The sequence below is a fragment of the Paraburkholderia sp. BL23I1N1 genome, from assembly GCF_003610295.1.
GTDB lineage: Bacteria > Pseudomonadota > Gammaproteobacteria > Burkholderiales > Burkholderiaceae > Paraburkholderia.
In genome coordinates, this window is sequence record NZ_RAPV01000001.1 from 759103 (window position 1) to 779879 (window position 20777).

General features: G+C 57.7%; 18 protein-coding genes. 2 read left to right on the forward strand and 16 right to left on the reverse strand.

Translation table 11 applies throughout. From position 1 onward, the window contains the following. Positions 1-282 precede the first annotated feature (282 nt). From B0G76_RS03700 to B0G76_RS03740, 9 genes are all read right to left on the reverse strand, one after another. Positions 283-1152 carry an alpha/beta fold hydrolase gene (locus tag B0G76_RS03700; protein ID WP_120290192.1) on the reverse strand — a complete coding sequence of 290 codons (870 nt, stop codon included), beginning with the start codon at positions 1150-1152 and terminating at the stop codon, positions 283-285. A 67-nt stretch (positions 1153-1219) separates the two neighbouring features. Beyond that, positions 1220-2974, reverse strand: coding sequence for an FAD-dependent monooxygenase (locus tag B0G76_RS03705; RefSeq protein ID WP_120290194.1), 1755 nt, complete (start codon positions 2972-2974; stop codon positions 1220-1222). A 312-nt stretch (positions 2975-3286) separates the two neighbouring features. Then, positions 3287-4321 (reverse strand): 4-hydroxy-2-oxovalerate aldolase, encoded by a 1035-nt coding sequence (dmpG, locus tag B0G76_RS03710; RefSeq protein WP_120290196.1) that lies wholly within the window; start codon positions 4319-4321, stop codon positions 3287-3289. Beyond that, the gene (locus B0G76_RS03715; protein ID WP_120290198.1) at positions 4318-5271 is read right to left on the reverse strand and encodes an acetaldehyde dehydrogenase (acetylating); all 954 of its coding nucleotides are present in this window, start codon (positions 5269-5271) and stop codon (positions 4318-4320) included. Before B0G76_RS03715 ends, dmpG begins: the two co-directional genes overlap by 4 nt. A gap of 9 nt (positions 5272-5280) precedes the next feature. After that, a complete protein-coding gene (mhpD, locus tag B0G76_RS03720) occupies positions 5281-6114 on the reverse strand; it encodes a 2-keto-4-pentenoate hydratase (protein ID WP_120290199.1) in 834 nt (277 codons plus the stop codon). A 35-nt stretch (positions 6115-6149) separates the two neighbouring features. Continuing rightward, positions 6150-6677 carry a flavin reductase family protein gene (locus B0G76_RS03725; RefSeq protein WP_120290201.1) on the reverse strand — a complete coding sequence of 176 codons (528 nt, stop codon included), beginning with the start codon at positions 6675-6677 and terminating at the stop codon, positions 6150-6152. 69 nt (positions 6678-6746) lie between these two features. Then, complete coding sequence (locus B0G76_RS03730; protein WP_120290203.1) at positions 6747-7625, reverse strand: alpha/beta fold hydrolase; 879 nt, start codon at positions 7623-7625, stop codon at positions 6747-6749. Beyond that, positions 7622-9136: a 4-hydroxyphenylacetate 3-hydroxylase family protein gene (locus tag B0G76_RS03735; RefSeq protein ID WP_120290205.1), complete on the reverse strand. Its 1515-nt coding sequence runs from the start codon at positions 9134-9136 to the stop codon at positions 7622-7624. Before B0G76_RS03735 ends, B0G76_RS03730 begins: the two co-directional genes overlap by 4 nt. Positions 9137-9165: 29 nt before the next feature. Continuing rightward, on the reverse strand, positions 9166-10206 hold the full coding sequence (locus B0G76_RS03740; RefSeq protein WP_259460493.1) for a 3-carboxyethylcatechol 2,3-dioxygenase: 1041 nt from the start codon (positions 10204-10206) through the stop codon (positions 9166-9168). A 385-nt stretch (positions 10207-10591) separates the two neighbouring features. On the opposite strand from B0G76_RS03740, the gene B0G76_RS03745 reads away from it, so the two are divergent. Then, a complete protein-coding gene (locus tag B0G76_RS03745; RefSeq protein WP_120290207.1) occupies positions 10592-11554 on the forward strand; it encodes a LysR substrate-binding domain-containing protein in 963 nt (320 codons plus the stop codon). Positions 11555-11672: 118 nt separating this feature from the next. Here the strand turns inward: B0G76_RS03745 and B0G76_RS03750 are convergent, their stop codons facing one another. The 4 genes from B0G76_RS03750 to B0G76_RS03765 all read right to left on the reverse strand — a co-directional run bounded on the left by B0G76_RS03750 (position 11673) and on the right by B0G76_RS03765 (position 16150). Continuing rightward, on the reverse strand, positions 11673-12743 hold the full coding sequence (locus tag B0G76_RS03750) for a porin (protein WP_120290209.1): 1071 nt from the start codon (positions 12741-12743) through the stop codon (positions 11673-11675). 175 nt (positions 12744-12918) lie between these two features. Next, positions 12919-13461 carry a cupin domain-containing protein gene (locus B0G76_RS03755; protein ID WP_120290211.1) on the reverse strand — a complete coding sequence of 181 codons (543 nt, stop codon included), beginning with the start codon at positions 13459-13461 and terminating at the stop codon, positions 12919-12921. Between the two features lie 13 nt (positions 13462-13474). After that, the gene (locus tag B0G76_RS03760; protein ID WP_183081983.1) at positions 13475-14590 is read right to left on the reverse strand and encodes an alcohol dehydrogenase catalytic domain-containing protein; all 1116 of its coding nucleotides are present in this window, start codon (positions 14588-14590) and stop codon (positions 13475-13477) included. Between the two features lie 549 nt (positions 14591-15139). Beyond that, the gene (locus tag B0G76_RS03765; RefSeq protein WP_147393999.1) at positions 15140-16150 is read right to left on the reverse strand and encodes an ABC transporter substrate-binding protein; all 1011 of its coding nucleotides are present in this window, start codon (positions 16148-16150) and stop codon (positions 15140-15142) included. 1289 nt (positions 16151-17439) lie between these two features. On the opposite strand from B0G76_RS03765, the gene B0G76_RS03770 reads away from it, so the two are divergent. Then, positions 17440-18402, forward strand: a complete 963-nt coding sequence (locus tag B0G76_RS03770) for a Sir2 family NAD-dependent protein deacetylase (protein ID WP_120296187.1) — start codon at positions 17440-17442, stop codon at positions 18400-18402. Here B0G76_RS03770 and B0G76_RS03775 read toward each other — a convergent pair. The 3 genes from B0G76_RS03775 to B0G76_RS03780 all read right to left on the reverse strand — a co-directional run bounded on the left by B0G76_RS03775 (position 18345) and on the right by B0G76_RS03780 (position 20776). Further along, on the reverse strand, positions 18345-19277 hold the full coding sequence (locus tag B0G76_RS03775) for a LysR family transcriptional regulator (protein WP_120290215.1): 933 nt from the start codon (positions 19275-19277) through the stop codon (positions 18345-18347). The genes B0G76_RS03770 and B0G76_RS03775 overlap by 58 nt on opposite strands. Before the next feature lie 106 nt (positions 19278-19383). Then, a complete protein-coding gene (locus B0G76_RS43260; RefSeq protein WP_220700734.1) occupies positions 19384-19737 on the reverse strand; it encodes an MFS transporter in 354 nt (117 codons plus the stop codon). Positions 19738-19741: 4 nt separating this feature from the next. Further along, complete coding sequence (locus tag B0G76_RS03780) at positions 19742-20776, reverse strand: MFS transporter (RefSeq protein WP_220700735.1); 1035 nt, start codon at positions 20774-20776, stop codon at positions 19742-19744. Position 20777 lies beyond the last annotated feature (1 nt).

Genomic DNA, 20777 nt, shown 5'->3' on the forward strand with positions numbered 1-20777 from the left:
CGCCACCTGAGGAAGCATTTATGCCAACAATAATTCAGCCTGCTTCGCCAACTGCTATCGGTTTTATAGTGATACTACTTACGCCGCGCGTGCCGGGATAATGCCGAGGAGCTATATGCGTTATCCGTATGTGCGTTATCCGCATAGACCCTAATCCCCCAGTGCGAAGGTTCGGGGGAAACCCGAACCCTTACACTCCACCACGCGCTGTCTCGCTTCTCGCGCGCGAATTGGTTGGTTAGTTCACTGGGCCAAAGCCACCTCCCCAGCCTGCGTTTCAGGCTAGTGCGTCAGAAAGTCGAGCACCATGCGATTGAATTTGTCGGCATGTTCCCATTGCGCCCAGTGACCGCAGCGATTGAAGATGTGAAATTCCGCATTCGGCATGCCCCACAAAAGCCTCAGACCAACGTCCATAGGGACGAAACGGTCATCCCGGCCCCAGATGATGAGGGTCGGCGATTTGACTTCCGAAAGCCGGTGACCAACGTCGGGGAATTGCTTGGGGTTCGCAGCGAGGCTTTTCACGAAATTCTCGAGATGGTCCTTACGCGCCAGCATGTTGTGGAGACGCCCCTGATAGAGGTCCTCGGTCAGATTGCTCGTGTCGTAGACAAACACGTTCATCATCTTCTTGAGATTTTCAATCGTCGGCTCACGATAAAGCCCCTGTAGCAATTTGATACCCTCCGTCGGCATCGGCACGAACTGGCTCGGGCCACCCGTGCCACCGCCCATCAGGATGAGCTTTCCAACGCGACTCGGATTTGCCAACGCGAATGCAACCGCGGCGTGTCCGCCCATCGAGTTACCGATGATGTGGACCGGCCCTTGCAAATCGATTGCATCGAGCAGCCCTTTAAGTGCCCGGGCATTCAGTTCCGAGCGGGAACCGGTACAAACAATTGGGTCACTCTTGCTCCAACCCGGACAGTCCATGAGGATGACGCGATAGCCTTTTTCGACCAGCGGTTCGAGGTTACGATTGAAGTTGGCCCAGCCACTCGCCCCCGGACCCGAACCATGCAGCATTACAACGGTCTCCCTGCCCATTCCCATGTCGTTGTAGTGAATCTGCAAGTCGAGGTCTCCCTCCTTGATGCGAGCAAACTTACTTGTTCCTGCTTCAGTCAATTGATTTTCTGCGCTCATTTCGCTTCCTTGCTTCCGCGTAACGGTTAACTTGAATGCCCGCGCGTTTAGCGCTTGGCGTTTGGTGTCATTTTTTCGCGAGTACGTCGGCAAGCGCAGCACCGAGGAGCTCACGCGCCAACTCCGCGTCAAATACGTTCTCGGCTTGCCGCCAGGCGATGTATCCATCGGGGCGGACTAGAAGCGCCCCTGCCTCGGCGACTTCGCGCTGACGTTGCCAGTCGCAATAAGGGTCTTCCGAACCCTTTGCACCCGTGACGACGGTCCGCAGAAATGACAGGTCGAGTGCTTCGGCCGCCTTGACCCATGCACCTCCGGAAAGGCCTGTGACAAGCGAGAACTTCCCCTTCCCAGTCACATCGAGCGTCGAAATACGAATGCCGTGCTTGTCGATGAGCCAGGCATGTGGAATCTTCGCGCCGGGTCGCGTAGTGGGCTGAAGATAAAGTCCCTTGTCCTGCTTCCACTCTTCCGGACCAAGCTGAGGGTCAGGAATTACAGCTGCAGAGGCGTAGCGTTGATTCATTTCAACGCCTTGCGCGTTGAATTCATGGTTCTTCAGGTCCAATCCTTCCAGGACTGCCTGGCGCGCTCGGGCGCCCTCGGGTCCAGGGTCCTTGAATCGGGCGATGCCCGCGGCGACCGGATTTTCTGCGCCTTCGACGCTGAAGACCGCCTTGAGTGGTGCGAAATCGAGACGCGACTGATTCGCACGCAGGACAATCTGCTTGCCCACAGGTGCACGCTCGTCCGAATAGCTGTCGAGAAGTCTCTCGCCCGCGTAACCCTTCAGAACATAGGCGAGCTTCCAGGCAAGATTGAACGCATCCTGTACACAAGTGTTTAAACCGAGGCCACTCGATGGCGGGTGTCGATGGGTTGCGTCGCCACCAGCGAACACACGCCCCTTCGAGTACGTGGTCGCATAGGCCTGGTTCACATACCAAACGGATTTCCGGACAACCTCAACCTCCAGATTCGGGTCCCCAACCAGGACGCGAATCTTCCCGAGAACAGTTTCGTCACTCAGGTCCGGCTCACCCTTCGAGATGTCAAAACCCCAGCCCGCAATCCATTGAGTCCACGGCTTGACGGCCCGAAGCAACCCCAGTCCAATTTCGCCGAAGCTGGCATCCGGGCTGACAATCCAGTGCAGAATACTTGGACGATGCTTCGCATAGCGCGTCAGGTCCGCATTGAAGATGACATAAGCGGTGCCCGCCCGCGCCATCTGACCTTCGATTTGCAAACCGAGTTCGTCGACAATCTTCGAGCGCGCACCGTCAGCGCCGACCAGATACTTGGCGCGCATCGAGTATTCGCGACCGGACAGGCGGTCCTGCAGGTTCACCGTGACGCCGTTCTCGTCCTGGGTATGCGAGAGGTATTCTGTGTTCGCGGAATATGTCGCGCCGCGATGCGCCGCATTCTTGAAGAGAATCGGCTCCACGTTCGGCTGCGTGATGTCTACCATGCCGCACGGGCTGCCCTTGAGGTAGTCGCCTCGGCGCGCATCGCCCGTGCCCCAAGAACGCAGACGAACCAGCTCTTCACCCGCCAGGCTGGTGGCGATGAGGCTGTCGCCCATCTCGTCCCACGGAGTGGCATAGCGAAGCACGTCCTCCTCGATTTCAAGGTCCCGATACACTTCCATCGTCCGCTGGTTGGTGATATGAGCACGTGGCGTATCCGCGACCCAATTGAATCGCGAAACCATATGTGAGCGTGCCCCGTACGTCGCCAACGCGAGCGCTGTCGTAGCACCCATCGGGCCGGAGCCGACGATAATGACGTCGGTGTCAAATTCAGTGGTGTTTTCCATGATAGATTCTCAAGCTTCTAATAATCAGTCAAACAGCATCCAGGGACTCAGGAGTGCGGGCCGCTCTCGTTGACATGCACACACCTGCAGTTTCGTGAATCCAAGGTTGATGCGGTCGACGAATACGAAGCCGTAACCCACGAATAGCAACGGACTGATGCGCCAGATTTCGCGACGAGCCCTGTGTTAAGCAGGCTCGCTACGGAATTCGAAGCGAGAAATCGGTACATGTCTGCCTCCAAAATTGGATGGGCTTCGCCTTATATTTTTTTCCGGGCCACCGATGACCCGGCCTGTCACGTCTTCTTGCGGTCAGGCTGCCTGTTGTTTTCGCTGCACGAGGTCGAGCGCAACGTCGACAATCATGTCTTCCTGACCGCCGACCATTTTCCGCTTGCCCAATTCGATGAGAATGGTTCGGGTGTCCAGCCCGTACTGCTTGGCTGCAGTCTCAGCGTGGCGAAGGAAGCTCGAATAAACGCCGGCGTACCCGAGGCTGAGAGTCTCGCGGTCGACGCGGACCGGGCGGTCCTGCAACGGCCGAACGAGTTCTTCCGCAGCGTCCATCAGCGCGAACAGGTCGGTGCCGTGTTCCCATCCGTATACATCGGCCGCTGCAATGAAAACTTCGAGAGGCGCGTTGCCCGCGCCCGCGCCCATTCCGGCCAGGCTCGCGTCGACGCGGACTGCGCCGTTCTGAACAGCGACAATCGAGTTCGCCACGCCGAGCGACAGGTTGTGGTGTGCGTGGATGCCACGCTGCGTTTCGGGCTTGAGCACTTCGTCATATGCGCGGAAACGAGCGGCAGTGTCATCCATCGTCATGGCGCCACCGGAGTCCGTCACGTACACGCAATGCGCGCCGTAGGATTCCATGAGCTTCGCCTGCTGGGCGAGCCTGGCTGGCGCCAGCATGTGCGACATCATCAGGAAGCCGGAGACGTCCATGCCGAGCCCGCGGGCGTACTCGACATGTTGTTTCGAGACGTCCGCTTCGGTGCAGTGCGTCGCGATGCGAACGGAGCGAACGCCTGATTCGAATGCACGCTTGAGGTCGTGGGTCGTCCCGATGCCCGGAATGAGCAGCGTTGTCAGCTTGGCATGCGAGATAACTTCAGCCGTTGCTTCAATCCATGCCCAATCCGTGCATGCGCCGAAGCCGTAGTTGAAGCTTGAACCCGAAAGACCGTCACCGTGAGCTACTTCAATGGCATCAACCTTCGCTGCGTCGAGTGCGCGGGCGATTGTGCGGACGTGGTCGAGGCTGTACTGATGGCGAACGGCGTGCATGCCGTCGCGCAGCGTTACATCCTGGATGTACAGTTTGGATTTGATTTCGTTGCTCATACGGCCTCCGCTGGGGCGCTTTCGTGTTTCTGGCGACGAACAATGCTTTCGGCTGTGGCCAATGCCGCCGAAGTCATGATGTCCAGGTTGCCGGCATATGCGGGCAGGTAGTGGGCGGCACCTTCGACTTCGAGGAATACCGTAACCTTCATCCCGGTGAAAGAGCGGTTCAATTCCGCAATGAAGAGGGGATTTTCATCGGTGTAGTGCTGGAATTGGACCTTCTGCTTCATCCGGTAGCCGGGCACGTACGACTTGACCTTGGCGACGGTGGCCTCAATTGATGCGGTGACCGCTTCTTCGTCCGTGCTTTCGCAGAGACAATACACCGTGTCGCGCATGATGAGCGGCGGCTCCGCCGGGTTAAGGACAATGATTGCCTTGCCACGCTTTGCCCCGCCGACCTTTTCGATTGCCTGCGACGTCGTCTCGGTGAACTCGTCGATGTTGGCACGGGTGCCCGGGCCTGCCGAACGTGACGAAATCGATGCAACGATTTCCGCATAAGGGACGTTCGAGACGGCGCTTACGGCCGCGACAATGGGAATGGTCGCCTGCCCGCCGCATGTCACCATGTTGACGTTCGGGGCATCGAGATTTTGTTCGCCATTCACGCACGGCACCGTGAAAGGACCAATCGCCGCCGGCGTGAGGTCGATGACGCGCTTCCTGAATGACTGCAGTACCGCGTCGTGCTTCTTGTGAGCACCAGCCGACGTCGCATCGAATACGATTTTGATTTCGTCAAAGTTCGGCATACGCGTCAGTCCATCAATACCTTCCGCCGTGATGGGTACGCCCATACGTTCTGCACGCTTCAGCCCGTCAGACTCGGGGTCGATACCGACGAAGGCGCCCATTTCAAGAACGTCAGAAAGCCGAAGCACTTTTATCATCAAGTCAGTACCGATGTTGCCGGAACCGATGATGGCTACTTTGGTTTTGGACATAGAAACCTCTTAAACGAATTTCGCCGTGACTTCGCCGAGTCCGGACAGTTGGGCGACAAACGTGTCACCAGCGGTAACCGGGACCATGGGACCCAGTGCGCCGGTCAGCACGACATCACCGGCTTTGAGGGGACGGCCGCGGCGGGCGATTTCGCCTGCGAGCCAGACAGCTGCATTGAGCGGATGGCCGAGACACGCTGCACCGCTGCCGGTCGATACGACGTTCGGGCCGGTCGTTACGCCATCGTGTTCGCGACGCATCGTCATCTGCAGGCCGCGTAAATCCAGGTCTTGAATACGACGTGCAGGTCCGCCGAGCACAAACATTCCGGACGAAGCGTTGTCCGCCACGGTGTCAAAAAAACGGATGTCCCAATTGGCAATCCGGCTGCCGACAATCTCAAGGGCCGGCACGACATACGCCGTCGCTCGAATCAGGTCGGCGACTGTCGGCCTCTCAATATCGAGGTCCTCGGCTAGGATGAGGGCCACTTCCGCTTCCACTTTTGGCTGATGCAGGCGGCTAACTGCAATGGGTTCGCCTTCCCCCGCGGCCATATCAGCGAAGAGCATCCCGAAGTCGGGCTGGTCGACGCCCAGTTGCGCCTGAACTACCTTCGATGTAAGTCCGATTTTTCGACCGATGAGACGGCGGCCTTGTGCCTCGAAAAACTTCGTATTCGCATCTTGAACGGCATATGCCGTGTCCACGTCGTCGGACGAGCTGCGCGAACGCAACGGAGCGATGGTCCGCCCGGATTCGTAGCAACTACGCAGTTCAGCCGCCAGAGCTTCAATGCTCAAAGCGTTGGTTGCGCGGTGTTCAGCAGTTGTATCTGACATGAGAACCTCTTGTATTTGCTAGCGTCGACGCGCACTCAAGAAACGGAGTCGACTTCGAGCGGGTGGTAGCAGCCGCGCCAATGGACCAGCGGCGATTTGTCGACTACTCGCGTGCGCAACACGCGTCCCACAAAAATGGTGTGGTCACCGGCTTCGATTTCGCGCTCGAGGCTGCACTCAATCCATCCAAGGCAGCCAGCGACGAGCGGCAGGTCTTCGAGGCCCTTTAACGCGTCGACCTGCGCAAACCGGTCAATCGGCTTGCAGAAGATGCGAGAAACCTCTTCCTGGTCGGATGCCAGGATGTTGACCGCGAAATGCTTTGCCTGGCTGAAGACGGGGTACGAGTACGAGGTCGTCGTCAGACTCCACTGGATGAGCGGCGGCTCGAGCGACAGTGAAGAGAACGAACTGACAGTCGCGCCGTACGGCTTGCCCTGAGCATCCAGCGCTGAGATTACCGTGATGCCAGTTGCAAAGTGCCCTAGAGCGTGCCGGAATGCGTTCCCTGTCGCGCTAGCCGCGGCTGACGACGCTTCGACGGCTCGGTTGGTATCTGACATGATTCAATCCTCGTTCGCGGTCGTTACTCTCTCGTTGATGGCCCCGGTGCTGCTGAGACCGCTAAACCATTACCTGTCGAGCAGAAAGTCGATGTGGAGACGATTGAACAGCTCTGCGTCTTCGAACTGCGGCCAGTGGCCGCATTCATTCATCACGACATACTTGCAGTTCGGAATCATTTCCGAGATTTCCTTACCTTCCGCTGGCGTCGCCGTAGGGTCATGCGAGGTCCAGACTACTAGCGATGGAGCCTTGATTGACCGGTACTGCTCTTCGGTAATCATGTTCGGGCGGCGAACTTCCATCTCCTGCAGACACATAATTCGCCTCATGGTGTCGGCGAAGCCGGGCTGCGAGTAGATGGTCCGGCGCGTTTCGATGAGGTCATCGCTGACCGTGCTCTTGTCGCACATCAGGAACTCAAGACGGGTCTTGATACGTTCCCAGCTGGGGTCTTCGGCGGCCTGGTTCGACAGGCTCTTTAGACGAGCCATGACTTCGGGGTGCGCGGTCCAGCCACCAGCGGTGTTCAGCACCAGATGGTCGACCACCTCCGGGTGATGCACCGCGAGATACGTCGCGACCCAACCACCGAGTGATTCGCCGGTGATGTGCGCACGCTCGCGGCCGAGCGCCTTCAGCACAGCAAGAACGTGGTCAGCGTAGTCTTTGACCTGGTAATTGATTTCCGGCTTGTCGGTCCAGCCGTGCCCGAGCATGTCGATGGCTACCACCCAGAAGTGCTCACCATGCGGACCAAAGTTTCTCGAATACGCTTCGGCATGACCGCCAACTCCGTGCAGGCATAGAAGCAGCGGCTTGTCTCGGGTACCGGACGAGATGAAGCGCGTCTTGATTCCGTCCGCATCGAGGTAGCCCTGACTGAACGTAACGCCGCGCAGGTCAGCCCATACGCTTGAAAAATTGGATGGTCGGGTATCGCTCATGAGTTCACTTCCGTAGCCAACTCGTTGGTTGCTTTTTCCGCGACATGCACGGGGCCGTTGGGGTCCCCTGCCAAGGTCAACGCCTTGTCGACAAGGCGTTGCATGTCGGGATTGCGGTTGCTGAGATAGTTCATCGCCAGGTTGCGAACCGGGTCGCCGGCGTAATAACGCTCGTACTGCACGAGGCGCTGGCCGAAAGCTTCACCGGCGAGGTCCCAAGCAAGCTTGAAGAGCTTCACGCGCTCGACGGATGGCATGCCACCCGCGCCCTGGTAGTAAAGTGCAAGGTCGTCAGAGAGTTCGGGCGCGCGGAAGTCAGCGCCGCTTGGCATCAGCATGAAGCCGCCGGCACCGATGGTTTGCAGCACTTCAATGACACGCGGATACGCGTACGGGAGCATCGTGCGAATAGCCTGGAGCGGGGCGAGCGAAGGACGCACGGTACCCACTTCCGTCGGCTCAGACTCGTACTCGGAGCGCACGAGTGCGCTCTTGATGTGCTCGATATAGCCGAGCAATTCGCCGAGCATCTGCTGCACATGAAGAAACTGGTCGGCCTTGATGGACTTCGCGACGGCAACAGCCAGGCCGACGGAGAACTGCATCTTGATGAGCGCACGCGTGTTGGTTTGGTGAGCCGTGTGATTGCGCAGACCGGTGTGCGAATAGAGTTGATTCGAGAGCTCGACCTGCTTGTAGCAAAACACACGGTCCCAAGGGACGAACACGTTGTCGAAAATGAGCAGCGAGTCGTTCTCTTCGAAGCGCGTCGACAGCGGGTGGTCGTAATTTTCGTGCGCATCAACGAAATACGGGTCGCGGGAAATCTGCCGCATACCCTTGACGTCAGTCGGCACCGCGAAGATGAGTGCGTGGTCTTCGTCGCCCGCCTTGAACTGCGGCAGGTTGTACATAATCATCTCGTCCGACACCGGACCGAGCGTCGCAATCATCCGTGCGCCGCTGACGTAGATGCCATCATCGGTTTCTTTCACGACACGGAGGTGCATGCTGGCCTGCTCAGACGACTGCTTCGAGCGGTCATTCTGCGGCGTAATGAGTGCATGGCTCAGGAACAGGTCGTTGTCGCGGATGTACTCGTAATACTTGACGATATTGTCGGCAAACTGCTGGCCACCCTTGGCGAAGTCGTGACGCGCTTCCCAAAAAGCCAGGAGCGTGACATTCATGAAGTCTGGCGAACGACCCATCAGTCCAAAGTTGGTCTCGGCCCAGATGCGATAGGCTTCACGACGCTTACGCAGGTCGGCCGCAGACTTCGCGGGCATGAATGCGAGGCCCGCGCGCTCACCAGTTTCCGGGACGACGTAGGTGACCTTGTCCTGCAGTTCGGGGTCATGCTGCGTGTCGTACAACGCGGCGAGTTGTTCGACTGCGCCCTTGAACGCAGGATGGGTAGTTACATCTTCGACCCGTTCGCCGCGCACCCACACGTCACGCGGACGATTCTTGAGGCCCTCGATGAACTGCTTACCGGTTCTGATTCCCATGGCTCATCTCCTAAATTATCTTTAGCGCGTCATGCTCGCGGCGTTTTCGATTCAGCAAACATCATTGCCATTCCGGCTATCCAACCCTGGATAGCCTCGTAATAGAGAAGGTCCGCCTTGTAGTCGCCTTCCACGGCCAAAGCCGCGAAGGCCGCGACCCAGGCAAGTACTTCGGGACCACCACGACCGGCTTTTTCGCGGACTTCAGCGGTAGTCAAAGCATCAAAATCTCTCAAGTTCCCGCTTTGCAACTGCTCGATGAAGCGCTTGTCCCAGTCCGCGTCGACCTGCAGGATGCTAGGGTGCCCCTCGAGCGCACGAACTCCCGCAGCAAGCACGCGTTCTTCTCTGGCCTGCCGCATTTCGGCGGTCGGATGACGTCCGTCGATGAGGCGAGCCTTAACATCGTCAGGTGCGGTAACTATGCTGGGCGTCGGCGGGTCGTGTGACAGGCCACCGGAGGCAGAGAAGAGAACGCGCTTACCTGTAGCGGCGGCAAACCGACCGACGGCCTCGCCGAGAAGTCTTGCTCGTTTGAAGGTCGGCAGCGGTGGTGCAGCGCAATTGATGAAGACCGGGATGCACGGGTACGTGGCAAACGAGCCAAACATCTCTTCCCAGATTTGTACGAACCCGTGGTCCACGGCCATCTGGTATGACACCGCTACGTCGATGCCATCGTTGAGTAAAGCCTCGCTAAGCTTTAGTGCTTCTGCCGAAGCGACAGGCAGGCTTCCGACCCCTGTGTCCCAGTCGCCAATCGAAGTCGCATTTGCGCCGACACAGAAGCTCGGCATGACGTCGTAGAAGAAACCGTTGAAGTGGTCCGGCGCAAATTGAATAACAAGGTCCGGATTGAAGCGCTCGGCGCGCTCGGCGAGCTGTCGGAAGCCGGCCTTCACTGCGCGACGGACTTCGTCTGTCGTAATCCCATCTTTCATCAAGGGGGTATGCGATGCGCTTAACACGGCCAGCGGCACGGTCTGTCTCCTATCTATGGCCGTGCTCGTCGTTGTCACTTGCTCGAGCAGACCTTTGGTCTTTTTCCATTCGCCGAGGCGTATGGACACTCCTGTGCGTCGACATGGATGTCGTCGACCGGCACCTTGCTCGCTTGCCGCAGCGATTGCATAGAGATGCGTTGAAGTGATAGTAGCGACGCGCTCGTTATTCGAATAATGCGGCTTTTCTATAGGCGGCATCCGATTTTGGTTTATCGGTAGCAACCCTTATAAAAGCCAATACTGAGACGTCGTTTGTGGAATTGCACTCCGAAAATCCTCGGCAAAACAGTCATTTATACGGGGTTACCCTGCAGGGGGAGACGTGACGACGCGACTAAAAATCCCGCGTATGGCAAACCCTACGTGGGTCACCCGCACTTTTACGCCATAATCGTTTTATGGATAACAAGCGCCCAGGTTAGTCGCCTGAGGTGTAGCAGGAGACAACCTCATGGACTCGCGACTTATTGAGTATTTCCTTCGTGTCGCCGAACTCGGCAGCATCAACAAGGCGGCCACCGACTTGCGCTTGTCCCAGCCGGCGCTCTCACGCCATATCGCGCTTCTGGAACATCAGATTCGCGCGAAGCTGTTCACGCGAACCCAAGGTGGCGTGCTGCTGACGGACGCGGGCACTCTTCTGCTGGAGCGAGCCCGTCCCATTCTCCGGCAGCTGACCACACTGGTTGAGCAGGTAGGCGACCGGGCGGCTGGGCAGTTGTCCGTCGGCCTGCCGCCTTCATGGCAGCACCTGTTCACATCCCAATACATCGGTCGACTTGTTGAACAATATCCGGGCGTGTCTCTGCGAGTGCATGAAGGTGCCAGTCACGAGCTGCGAGAGGTAATGCATGCCGGCATGCTGGACTTGGCCATCGTGCCCTTCGAGGGGTCGCCGCCAGCGGGTTACATTCATACCCCCCTCATCCGCGAGCCTCTCGTCCTTGTATCAGCGAAGGACGCGGAACTGAGGCCTGACCGGCCCGTGCCGCTATCGCGCCTCGATAATCTTCAACTTGCCTTACCTGGCAAGCCGAACGTCATCCGGACGCAGATTGAGAACACGCTTTCGCGGCGAGGGTTAGCGTTCAAGACCAAATTCGAAATCGACGCGATGATGCTGACCATAGACCTGGCGCGCCAAGGCATCGCTGACACGGTCACTCCGTGCTGCGCGATAAGCGGAAATGAACGTTTGGAGAAAGCCGTCTCGTGGAGCCCAATTCGCGGCATGTACATGACTTGGGCGTTGTGCGAGAACTCTGCCCGTTCTCACTCGCAGGCAGTTCGCGAAGGTCAACAGCTAATTTTCCAACTTGTGGACGAGATTCTGAGCCGCGGCGTATGGCTTGGTGCAGAGCGAGCGAGCAAATCCTCTCCAGCCACCACCATCGAAATGGTCGAAGAGTCATGATTCGAGGGCGGGCCGATTCAACGGGTCCAAGGTCAGCGACGCGGTCAGACCCGCGTGGCTTACCTCTTGGAGGCGCCACGCGGGCTCAAGTCGGCTCCCTAGTCGTCCTGCCGGAATCTCAGAACAAAGTTCGCACTCCGACGCGCAGGACAGTCTGATTCGCGCTTGAAGACGTGGCAAACGTCCCGTTTATAGAAGCGAATGCATCAGCGCCACCGCTTGCGCGCTGATAGATGGCGTTGACGTACACGTCGGTTCGCTTGGAAAGCAGATAGTCCACCGTCACGCCGCCCTGGTTGGCGTGGTTATTTGTTAGCTCAGGGTTACCCTTGGCGTAAATGTACTGTGCGTAAAGAAACAGGTCCGGCGCGAACGTGTACAGGCCACCGATTTCGTACGTATCAACGTGCCCATTTGTAAACGTGTTATGGGTATTCGTGTAAAGGACGTCAACCGCAAATTTTCCGAAGTCATAGCGCCCGCCAGCTCCGAAGTTGCGGATGCCGGAACCCCCACTGTCAATCCCATCTTCCTTCGAGTAGGTGTAGGCCGCGTTCAGTCGAAGAGGGCCATGAAGATAGTTGGCCCCAAAGCTCATGAGATTGTTGCTTCCGGTGTGGCCAGCGAGGTTACTAAAACCGTACATTGCGCCGAAGTCAAGGCCGCCGTAATACCTCGATGTGAACTTGACCGCATTGGGGGTTGCCTCACCACCGGCAATTCTCGTGTAGTCGAAAGTGCCGAGTGGTGTACCCAGCTTCGCAAACGGTCCACCCGGTAGCTGATACAGGCTCACGTATGGAATCTCATGCCCCCATCGTTCGATGGACAGGTTATCGAACATGTAGTCGAACTGTCTGCCCAACGTGATTGTTCCGTAAGTGGAAGCAATGCCTACGTAAGACTCACGGCCAGTGAATGCTCCGCCCTGCTGGGTCCCATTGTTAAGGTTCGGCTGGGAATCCATAACGAAGATGGCCTGCAGTCCCCCGCCGAGGTCTTCAATACCGCGAAGCCCTAGCAGGTTCGGCGCCTGGATACCCGATGCCATCTGAACAACCGAGTGGCCGCCTGAGTTGCTAACGTAACTTACTCCGTTATCGAGAATCCCGAAAAGCGTGACCGAGCTTTGCGCCTGCGACACCAGCGGGAAAACTGACAGGACGAGCACAACAAGTTTATTTTTCATAGGATTACTATCTAATACTGAAGGCGTTGGTGTTACTTGACCGCGGTGCCGAGGCACCACGTCAAGGTCCGAATTCAATATCGAGTGTTTCTGGCCTAAGTTGCCGAGGGGGAGTTGAGGCGAGCGCGCTCTTACCGCCGACGGACGGTAGAAGACTATCTCTAGCTTTACGGCGCTAGCGGCTCGATGCGGACCCGAGCATTACGAAAAGGACGGTCGCGGGGTGAGGACCTGGATTTCGCCAGGCGTGTCTTGTGCCTCGTTGCACAACGACGTCATGCGCCTGCAGGTCCCTCGTTTGACCGTTGTCGAGTTCAAGGCAAATCTTGCCGGACAACAGCACGCCATAGTCCAAAGTCGGTGTGCAATGCATACCCGGATTTTCCGCCTCGAACCGCTCGGCCAAGCCAGGCAGCTTTTCCATCTGCTCCCGATGCGCGGCCATGCCATCAAACTGGTCGCTCATCATGACGCTAACAGGGGGAAAGGTCACAACGACCACCAGGCTGCCCCCCGGGCCCGGTACCCATGAGCGAGGACCTTCACCGCTGTCAGGGAAGTCGGCTTCCGCAGGGGAGTCGCTGGCGTCCGTGGCCCATAGCATGCTGACTTCAAACCCGGGGATGGACTTGAACGATGCACACCAAGGTGAAAGTCCGTCGCTAGAGAATGTCGAGGCCCCGTCTTTGTCGTTGACGGTAACGATGCGTCGAATCATGGCATGCTCCCGTTCAGGCGATGGTCGGGTCGATAACCACGTTCGTGAAGCCGCCATGGCGGTGATTCACTGCTTCAAGCGCTTCGTTAATCTGTTCAAGCGAGAACACCTCGTGCTCGAAGACCGAGAGGTCTAATGCGCCAGAGTCTGCCATGGCAGCCATGTTTTCACCTTCGGCCGGTGTGAACCACAGTGAGCCGATGAGCGATTTTTGCTGACACATCAGCGGGAAGGGTTCAAGCGGAATCGGGTCGGATACGCCGCCGACAGACACAGCCTTCCCGCCACGACGCAACGCCGAAAACGAATCAAGGACGGCCGCGACCGGCGCCTGAGGTCCAAGCGCTTGCAGCACAACATCTACGCCATAACCTTCTGTTTCTTCCATGACGATGTCGTGGACACTTCGGTCGCCGAGTACGACCGGCCTTATACGGACCGGGTCCAACTCTTTAAGCTGCGCGAGCAGTTCCTTATTTCTGCCTGTAGCGAAGATTTTTCGAGCACCCATGGCCAGCGCACACAAGGTCCCGCCCAGCCCCAACGTGCCAGTCGCGCCGTCAATAATCAGCGTTTGCGAAGCCTCCAGGTTCGCTTTCCGCAGACCTGCGTATGCGGTGCCGATGTAGCCGAACCGTGCGCCTTGCTGGAAGGATACTGATTCCGGCAGCTTTACTAGGTTAGTGGCCGGCGCCGTCATGAACTCGCCGAAACCGCCATACGGATAATCTTCGTAAATCTGTTGCGAGCCCGGACCGAAGCCGAAATATCCTTGAAATGTATACGCCGGGCAGTTGATGTTGTCACGGCGGCGGCAAGCGGGACAACTCCCGCACGAGAGGCCGGGATTCACATACACACGGTCGCCAGGCTTCACGCCATGAACGTGGCTTCCCACCTTCTCAACTACGCCGGCCGCGTCGAGGCCATAGATTGCTGGCAGCTTGGGCAGGGGAAGAAACGGAAACCACTCGGGATAATGAGCTACCACGTTGTGGAGATTCGGGACAACGCCGCAGGCCTTCACCCTAACGAGTACGTCAGTGGGGCGCGGTTCGGGAACGGGTATCTCATCAACCTCGAATTGCTCACCAACTTTATGCAATCGTGCAGCACGCATCGTCGTCATACCTGTCTCCTTTTAAATTAGCGTTTACGTTGTCGTAAATCGTCTTTCGAGGCCCGGACTGTCCGACGGCACCTCAGAACTTTGAACTAGCAGGCGTCCGGCTTGCATGCGCCTTTACTGCGCCGGCGCATCTCGGGTTAATACCGTCGCCAGGACGTAATCGGTTTGGTCCCGTTCAACGGATACTTGCAGCGTCGTTCTGCTGCGGGGGTTTCGTTTGCGCCTTTGCTGCGACGGTCTGCGTGAGACTAAGTTACCGCAGAGGTTTGGTCTCTAGTTATGCAATCGACCTATAGCTGTTATTCACATTGCTTGCGGCGGCCGTGCGTGAGATGCGCATAGCCAACGATTGGCACGAGGACGGTTTCGCCTCGATGAACAGACTTACCGCGCTCAAACATCTGCGGAAGCGATGCACCTGAAGGTCGGGCGGCACACCGGCGCCTCATGTCGTCCTTGAGGTCGAAGGGTAAGCATGTCGGAGGGACGACCGATGCAGCCAGTAGCGGGAATGCGGCTCGGAAGTGGACCGGTGTGGTGGCTCCGCCGTCATTCGGCGACAGTGTTCGCTGGCACGGTCAGTCCAAATGACTGTGCTACTGTTCGATTTATCTTTGCGGATACCTTGTCCGGTCCTATCCATGCTAGGTCTGATGGCCGCTTTCCTTGAAGCATCGGCACCATCAGGTCCAGCGCACCCTTTCGGTAGAGCGGTACGATGTCGACACCAATCGTTGCAACGCCTCCCATCTGCGTGTATCCGCCGGGGGTATCCATCGCGATAGGAAAGTGGTTGGAACTCGCGCTGTCTGCAATATCCTTTCGGAGCGCGTAAGTATCTGCGCCCAGCAGACCAATTCCTATCTGCGCGTTTTGGTGAATGGCGTTCTTGACGGCAGCATCAATATCTTGCGCTTTGACTACAGGCGCCTGAACAATCCGTATTGACCTCTTGCCCGCGAGTTCGGTCCACTCCGAAAGCAACCTTACGTGCGTGGCATTCTGCGGGTTGTACAGAACTGCCAGCGTCGTAAGGTGCGGGACGAATCGACTCAGCCAGTCAAGTTGCTGCGAGATTCCGTCAGCCAGATAGCTATGGACTCCAACAATATTGCCGGTTGGATTAGTTAAACTCGCGGTCAGGCCTGCCTTGACTGGGTCGTCCTGAACTGAAATGCAGAGCACCGGCACCGTCGTCGTTGCCGCCTTGGCTGCTGCGCATCCCGGCGACGAAGAGACGACGAGAATATCAACTCGGTCGTTGAGGACCTCTTTCACAAGCGAGGGCATCCGTGTCATATCCCCGTCTGCTGTACGAAAGACAACGTCAAGCGTCTTGCCGTTGGAGTAGCCGTTCTCGGCTAGCGCGTCGAAAAACGCCTGGTTCGTTACAGCCATCTTCTGGAATCCGCCCGCTCCGGCTACAAACCCGATACGTTGTGACGCAGATTTGGTGGCGAGATTGCCAGTACATGCAACCAGAATGGCGGCTGACGCAATGGTCGGAACCAGATAACTGAGTTTGTTCGAGCGCAAACGCGTTCTACGCATTGTCTTCATGTTTGTCTCCTGTGAGCCATCAACGTGGATTTTGAAAATCCATTTTTCGTCGTTATTTTTGTGCTGCAAGTATGCACGCCGCGGTCCCAACGGGAACAGAGCGCACGGTCCGAACCTCGTCGGCCGACTCAGTAGTGGAGTGCTCGAAAAGCGAAGGCCATCGCCCAAACGGGGTCAGTTATATATTCGACATTTCCGCAGGTCATGCCGACGAAGAGCCAAGTTACAACAGGGCAATTCACGCTTGTTATACGAACAACCTATAGCGGTTATCCAGCAATGGCCGAGTCAATTCCGGATTTATCTTCGACAGGATTGCCTAGGGACAATGCGAGACGCTGTTAGGAAATGGCGAGAGCGAAGCGATGCGTGAAAATGTCTCATCGACAAGCTGAACTGTTCAACAAGCGCTACATTGCCTCGACTTTGGGACGGAGAGCAGATGCAGTGCCCCGCAAATCCTAACTGACGCATCGACGCCGGGCGCCAACTCGACATTGGAGAGACATGTTGACTAGCGTTGCCCGCGGCAACACGGGCGCCCGGTCTTTTCCGGTCATCGACAGTTTGGGCGGCTCGACTAATGTTCACTGCTTCGACCTCTGAGTGTCGATTTCAGCCATCTTCAATGCAGTGTCAATCAACCTCAGTTCCTGGCCGAAGTTGAGCGCCCATCTCTCGCCGTCGCACCGAACGGTCATGCCGTTGTTTAACGAGATGGGTTACCGCTGCCTTCTACAAGCGTCGTGGACCTCGCGTCGCTCTACGCCATCCGGGCACGACCCGCGCCGGCCGAACTGCGAGCATCGTCTCGCGGCGGAAGCGCTTCAGCCCGTAGGCCCTTTGTTTCACCTTCCTACGTTTGAGCATTCTCTCTAGCGTACATTCTTGTTTTTGTGAATGCCCCTTGGTGAAGTTGAGCCCCGCCTTATCCTGAGCGAGGCCTTCAGACACGTTCCAAAGCATCGTTAGATGCCCCTCGGAGCCAGCGTCGCCCGTCAGCCGTTCGCCTCAGGGCGCTAACTTCGCCACCCTGACCGGTGTCTCAAGGCTATCCCACAGTACCGGCTGTCCCGTGACCGCTGCCGTTGATTTCCGACCAGTCGCGCGGCTGCACCGCGGAACGGGCAGCACTATGTATACCGCGCCACAGGGGTGATGATTTCGCATCGGCCACGCCGCGCGGAGAAATCTGGCCGCATGCGTGGGAGTTTTGCCTGCAAAAAAATATTGAAGTGTGCAGGCGAGCTGCGAGAAGCAGACGGTTGCTCTTCACCGCCGGCGCGGGCATGGGGGTCGATTCGGGCCTTCCTGACTTTCGCGGCCGAGACGGCTTCTGGCGCGCCTATCCCGCGCTTCAGCACCGAGGCTTATCGTTCGAAGACATGGCAAACCCCGCAGCTTTCGCGGGACATCAGGAGCTCGCTTGGGGCTTCTATGGACACCGGCTGAAGTTTTACTGTGAGACTGTCCCGCACGAAGGCTTCGCGATTCTGCGCAGGTGGACAGACCGCATGAGCCGTGGCGCGTTCGTGTTCACGAGCAACGTTGACGGACAGTTCCAGAAGGCCGGGTTCTGCGAAAGCGGGGTCCACGAATGCCACGGGTCGATTCACCCACTTAAATGTATGGATGGCCGAATAAACGATACGTGGTCGGCCACGGGATTTAATCCGCTCGTAAATGATGAGACCTCCCTTCTGGAAAGCCCAATGCCCCGGTGCCTGCGCTGCGGCTCGCTCGCGCGTCCGAATATCCTCATGTTCGAAGACTGGTCGTGGGTGGATGCACCTTATGAAAAGCAACGGGAGCGCCTGGACGCTTGGAATTCGTCGGTATCGAAGCTGGTCGTCGTTGAACTCGGTGCCGGAATAGCCCTGCCTAAGGTACGACGGTTCAGCGAAAAATGCGCGCGGAATCGGCTCGTCCGGATTAATCCTCGTGAGGCGAGCACCAACCCGTTGCACGGAGTTGGGATTGAAGGGGGGCCGTGGCGATACTCGAGCTACTCGACTTGGCGGTTTGGTGAGGGTCGGTCGCGCATGTACTTTCACCGAATGCGGAACCGCACGTCGATGAGATGCAACCTTCCACATAGCCAAAGATTGGGCCTGGGAGATGCCGTTGGCTGCCGCCTCGAGGTTGTCAAGGCTGAGAATCTTGCTGAAGCGAGATGTAGCGCCGGCTTGCGATGTCATTGTCCTGTTGTGGTCGAACTGTATGCCGTCTGGGAGCCGAGCGAAAGCGTGTAGTCCGCTTCCTCCTTGGCAAATTGGGCGAGCGCAGAAATGAAGGCCCTCGTGTCGTCCGTGCGCCACTTGAAGCAATACTCGATGCTTGGGAGTTCCGGAACAGTCTTGAAGGCGTTCAGTTGACCTGCTTCGACCAGGTTGCGCATGAACAGCCGTGGCAGGAAGCTAATACCGACGTCAGCCACCGTCAGACCGACGATAGCGCTGAGGCTGTTGCAGGCCAGGATACGTCGACCGTGAATCTTGTTCGAGGCGGCCCAAGACTCGTAAGTCGCAGTGAGGCGAGACTCCGCTGTCATGGTCAGGATTGGGTGATGCGCAATGTCCTCGGATTTCAGGACGGCGCCAGTTGGAATTCGCCTGGGCGAGGACATCCACGCAAATTCGAGTGTCGCTAGCGGAACCGACGTAAGCGTTGGGTTCTCTTCGCTGCTTTGCGGAAGGATGGCGAAATCAATCTCACCGCGAACGAGGCGGCGCTCCAGTCCCGCTGCCAGGTCTACATACGGCTCCAACGCTAAGTCGGGGTGTTCGGTTGTAATTCGTGCCACGAACTTCGGGAACCAGGTGAGAGCCGTGAGTTCACTGACGCCGAAGCGGCAGAGGCCTGATAGACGCGGTGGAGTACCCAGGAGTTCGTGAATCTCCCCCTCGAACTGAAGAATCTTGTGAGCATGACCGAGAATCCGAGTCCCATGCTCTGTTAAGACCGACCGCTGGGCCGAGCGGTCAAAGAGCGGTACGTTCAGAGCGGCTTCCAGTTCGGCAATGCGTTTCGAGAGCGTAGACTGCGTTACGTGCAACCGGGTTGCGGCTATCGAGAAGCTGCCAAGGCTCGCCGCCCAATAAAAGGCCTCAAGCTGTTTGAGAGTCATATCGCGTTGGATAACCTGCTGGGACACCGCGAAATCGCGGCGTCCCATTATAGGAGCGCATGGCGGCGGTCGCTGCAGGTGAGCAGAAGTACATCGCAAAGTTTAACTAAGCGCTTCTCTCGACGAGTTGCCTGTCGGTTCCGCGACCGGGGTTTGCAACTGCTGGTTGCTCGTCGCCAGATGCTGCGCTTCGCGGTTCGATGATGCTGAGCAGAAGCAGGAACGTTGCGGCCGAGCATGCAGCCAGGAAAGCGAACACCCACGGCCAGCCGGAGTTGTCGAGAATGAGACCGACGATGAGTGGCGCGAATGCACCACCGAGAGAGCCACCGGTGTTCACGATAGAAGCGGCGAGCGGTACCTTATCGCGGGTCGCAATGCCCATCGGATACACTAGGAACGTCGAGTATCCGAGATTCAGCAGCACGCCTGCGGTGAAGAACAGGAGTGCGAGCAGCATCGGGTCATTGGGGGGCAAACAGTAGTGCGTACATCATGCCGACCGTTGCCACTGAGGTAATCATCATGACGGGCTTACGACGCCGCGCAAATACCGTGTCTGAAAGCCATCCCCCGAGCAAGTTGCCGACAATGGCGCCGACCCAAGGTGCGGAAGCGACTGCTCCCATCTTCATCACCGAGAAGTGCTTCACGCTTACCAGGTATGTGGGAACCCAGGTCATGATGGCGTAGGTAATGCCCACCAGGAAGAAATAGCCGAGCGCGCATCCCCAGACGTTCCATGACGTAAAGATGGAGCGACCTGTAGACAGCAGTTCCACCCGGCGAGTCCGAATAAGGCGGTCTACCCACGAGTGCTCAACGGTCGTGCCATCTTTCATCCGGCTCTTCACTTGCTCTACCGACGACACCGCCTTGATGTAGTCGACTTCGCTCTGCGAAACGAAGCGTGATTCTTTGGGCTCGTCGCGGACCAGCCAGAACCAGAGCAGCGAACCGATAAGTCCGGGTACGGCAAAGAAGAAGAACACATCTCGCCAGCCGAACTTTAGAAGCAGCAGAGCGCACAGCGGCGGAACGAATGCAGGAGAGAATTTGATGGCCGAGATGAATACACCTGCTGCAAGCCCCTTCTCTTGAGGCGGAAACCACCGATTGATGGTTGACACAATACCGATGTTGATTGGACCTTCGGCGAGTCCGAGGATTGCGCGAGCTGCCTTGAGCTGGAAGACGCTTCCTGTCAAGCCCATGAACAGGGTCGCGAGGGAAGTCAAGACCATGGAGCCGACCATGAGTCCTCGCACGCCGAGTTTGCCGAAGAGGTATCCGGTCGGAATCTGCACGATGGCGTAGCCGAAGTAGAACAGGCTCGCCATGGCCCCAATGTCGGTATTGCTAAGGTGGTATTCGTTTCGAATCGTTGGGATGACCACACCAAGATTGGCGCGGTCTGCTCCTGCGATGGAGTAAGTCAAAAATATCATCGCGAGAACAATCCAGCGATAGCCCGTTCGGGCGTTGCGGCTGCCTTTCATG

Coding starts and splice junctions, on each gene's coding strand:
- B0G76_RS03700 (WP_120290192.1), bottom strand. CDS start 1,152: ATGAGCGCAGAAAATCAATTGACTGAAGCAGGAACAAGTAAGTTTGCT.
- B0G76_RS03705 (WP_120290194.1), bottom strand. CDS start 2,974: ATGGAAAACACCACTGAATTTGACACCGACGTCATTATCGTCGGCTCC.
- dmpG (WP_120290196.1), bottom strand. CDS start 4,321: ATGAGCAACGAAATCAAATCCAAACTGTACATCCAGGATGTAACGCTG.
- B0G76_RS03715 (WP_120290198.1), bottom strand. CDS start 5,271: ATGTCCAAAACCAAAGTAGCCATCATCGGTTCCGGCAACATCGGTACT.
- mhpD (WP_120290199.1), bottom strand. CDS start 6,114: ATGTCAGATACAACTGCTGAACACCGCGCAACCAACGCTTTGAGCATT.
- B0G76_RS03725 (WP_120290201.1), bottom strand. CDS start 6,677: ATGTCAGATACCAACCGAGCCGTCGAAGCGTCGTCAGCCGCGGCTAGC.
- B0G76_RS03730 (WP_120290203.1), bottom strand. CDS start 7,625: ATGAGCGATACCCGACCATCCAATTTTTCAAGCGTATGGGCTGACCTG.
- B0G76_RS03735 (WP_120290205.1), bottom strand. CDS start 9,136: ATGGGAATCAGAACCGGTAAGCAGTTCATCGAGGGCCTCAAGAATCGT.
- B0G76_RS03745 (WP_120290207.1), top strand. CDS start 10,592: ATGGACTCGCGACTTATTGAGTATTTCCTTCGTGTCGCCGAACTCGGC.
- B0G76_RS03750 (WP_120290209.1), bottom strand. CDS start 12,743: ATGAAAAATAAACTTGTTGTGCTCGTCCTGTCAGTTTTCCCGCTGGTG.
- B0G76_RS03755 (WP_120290211.1), bottom strand. CDS start 13,461: ATGATTCGACGCATCGTTACCGTCAACGACAAAGACGGGGCCTCGACA.
- B0G76_RS03760 (WP_183081983.1), bottom strand. CDS start 14,590: ATGACGACGATGCGTGCTGCACGATTGCATAAAGTTGGTGAGCAATTC.
- B0G76_RS03765 (WP_147393999.1), bottom strand. CDS start 16,150: ATGAAGACAATGCGTAGAACGCGTTTGCGCTCGAACAAACTCAGTTAT.
- B0G76_RS03770 (WP_120296187.1), top strand. CDS start 17,440: ATGGGGGTCGATTCGGGCCTTCCTGACTTTCGCGGCCGAGACGGCTTC.
- B0G76_RS03775 (WP_120290215.1), bottom strand. CDS start 19,277: ATGACTCTCAAACAGCTTGAGGCCTTTTATTGGGCGGCGAGCCTTGGC.
- B0G76_RS43260 (WP_220700734.1), bottom strand. CDS start 19,737: ATGCTGCTCGCACTCCTGTTCTTCACCGCAGGCGTGCTGCTGAATCTC.
- B0G76_RS03780 (WP_220700735.1), bottom strand. CDS start 20,776: ATGAAAGGCAGCCGCAACGCCCGAACGGGCTATCGCTGGATTGTTCTC.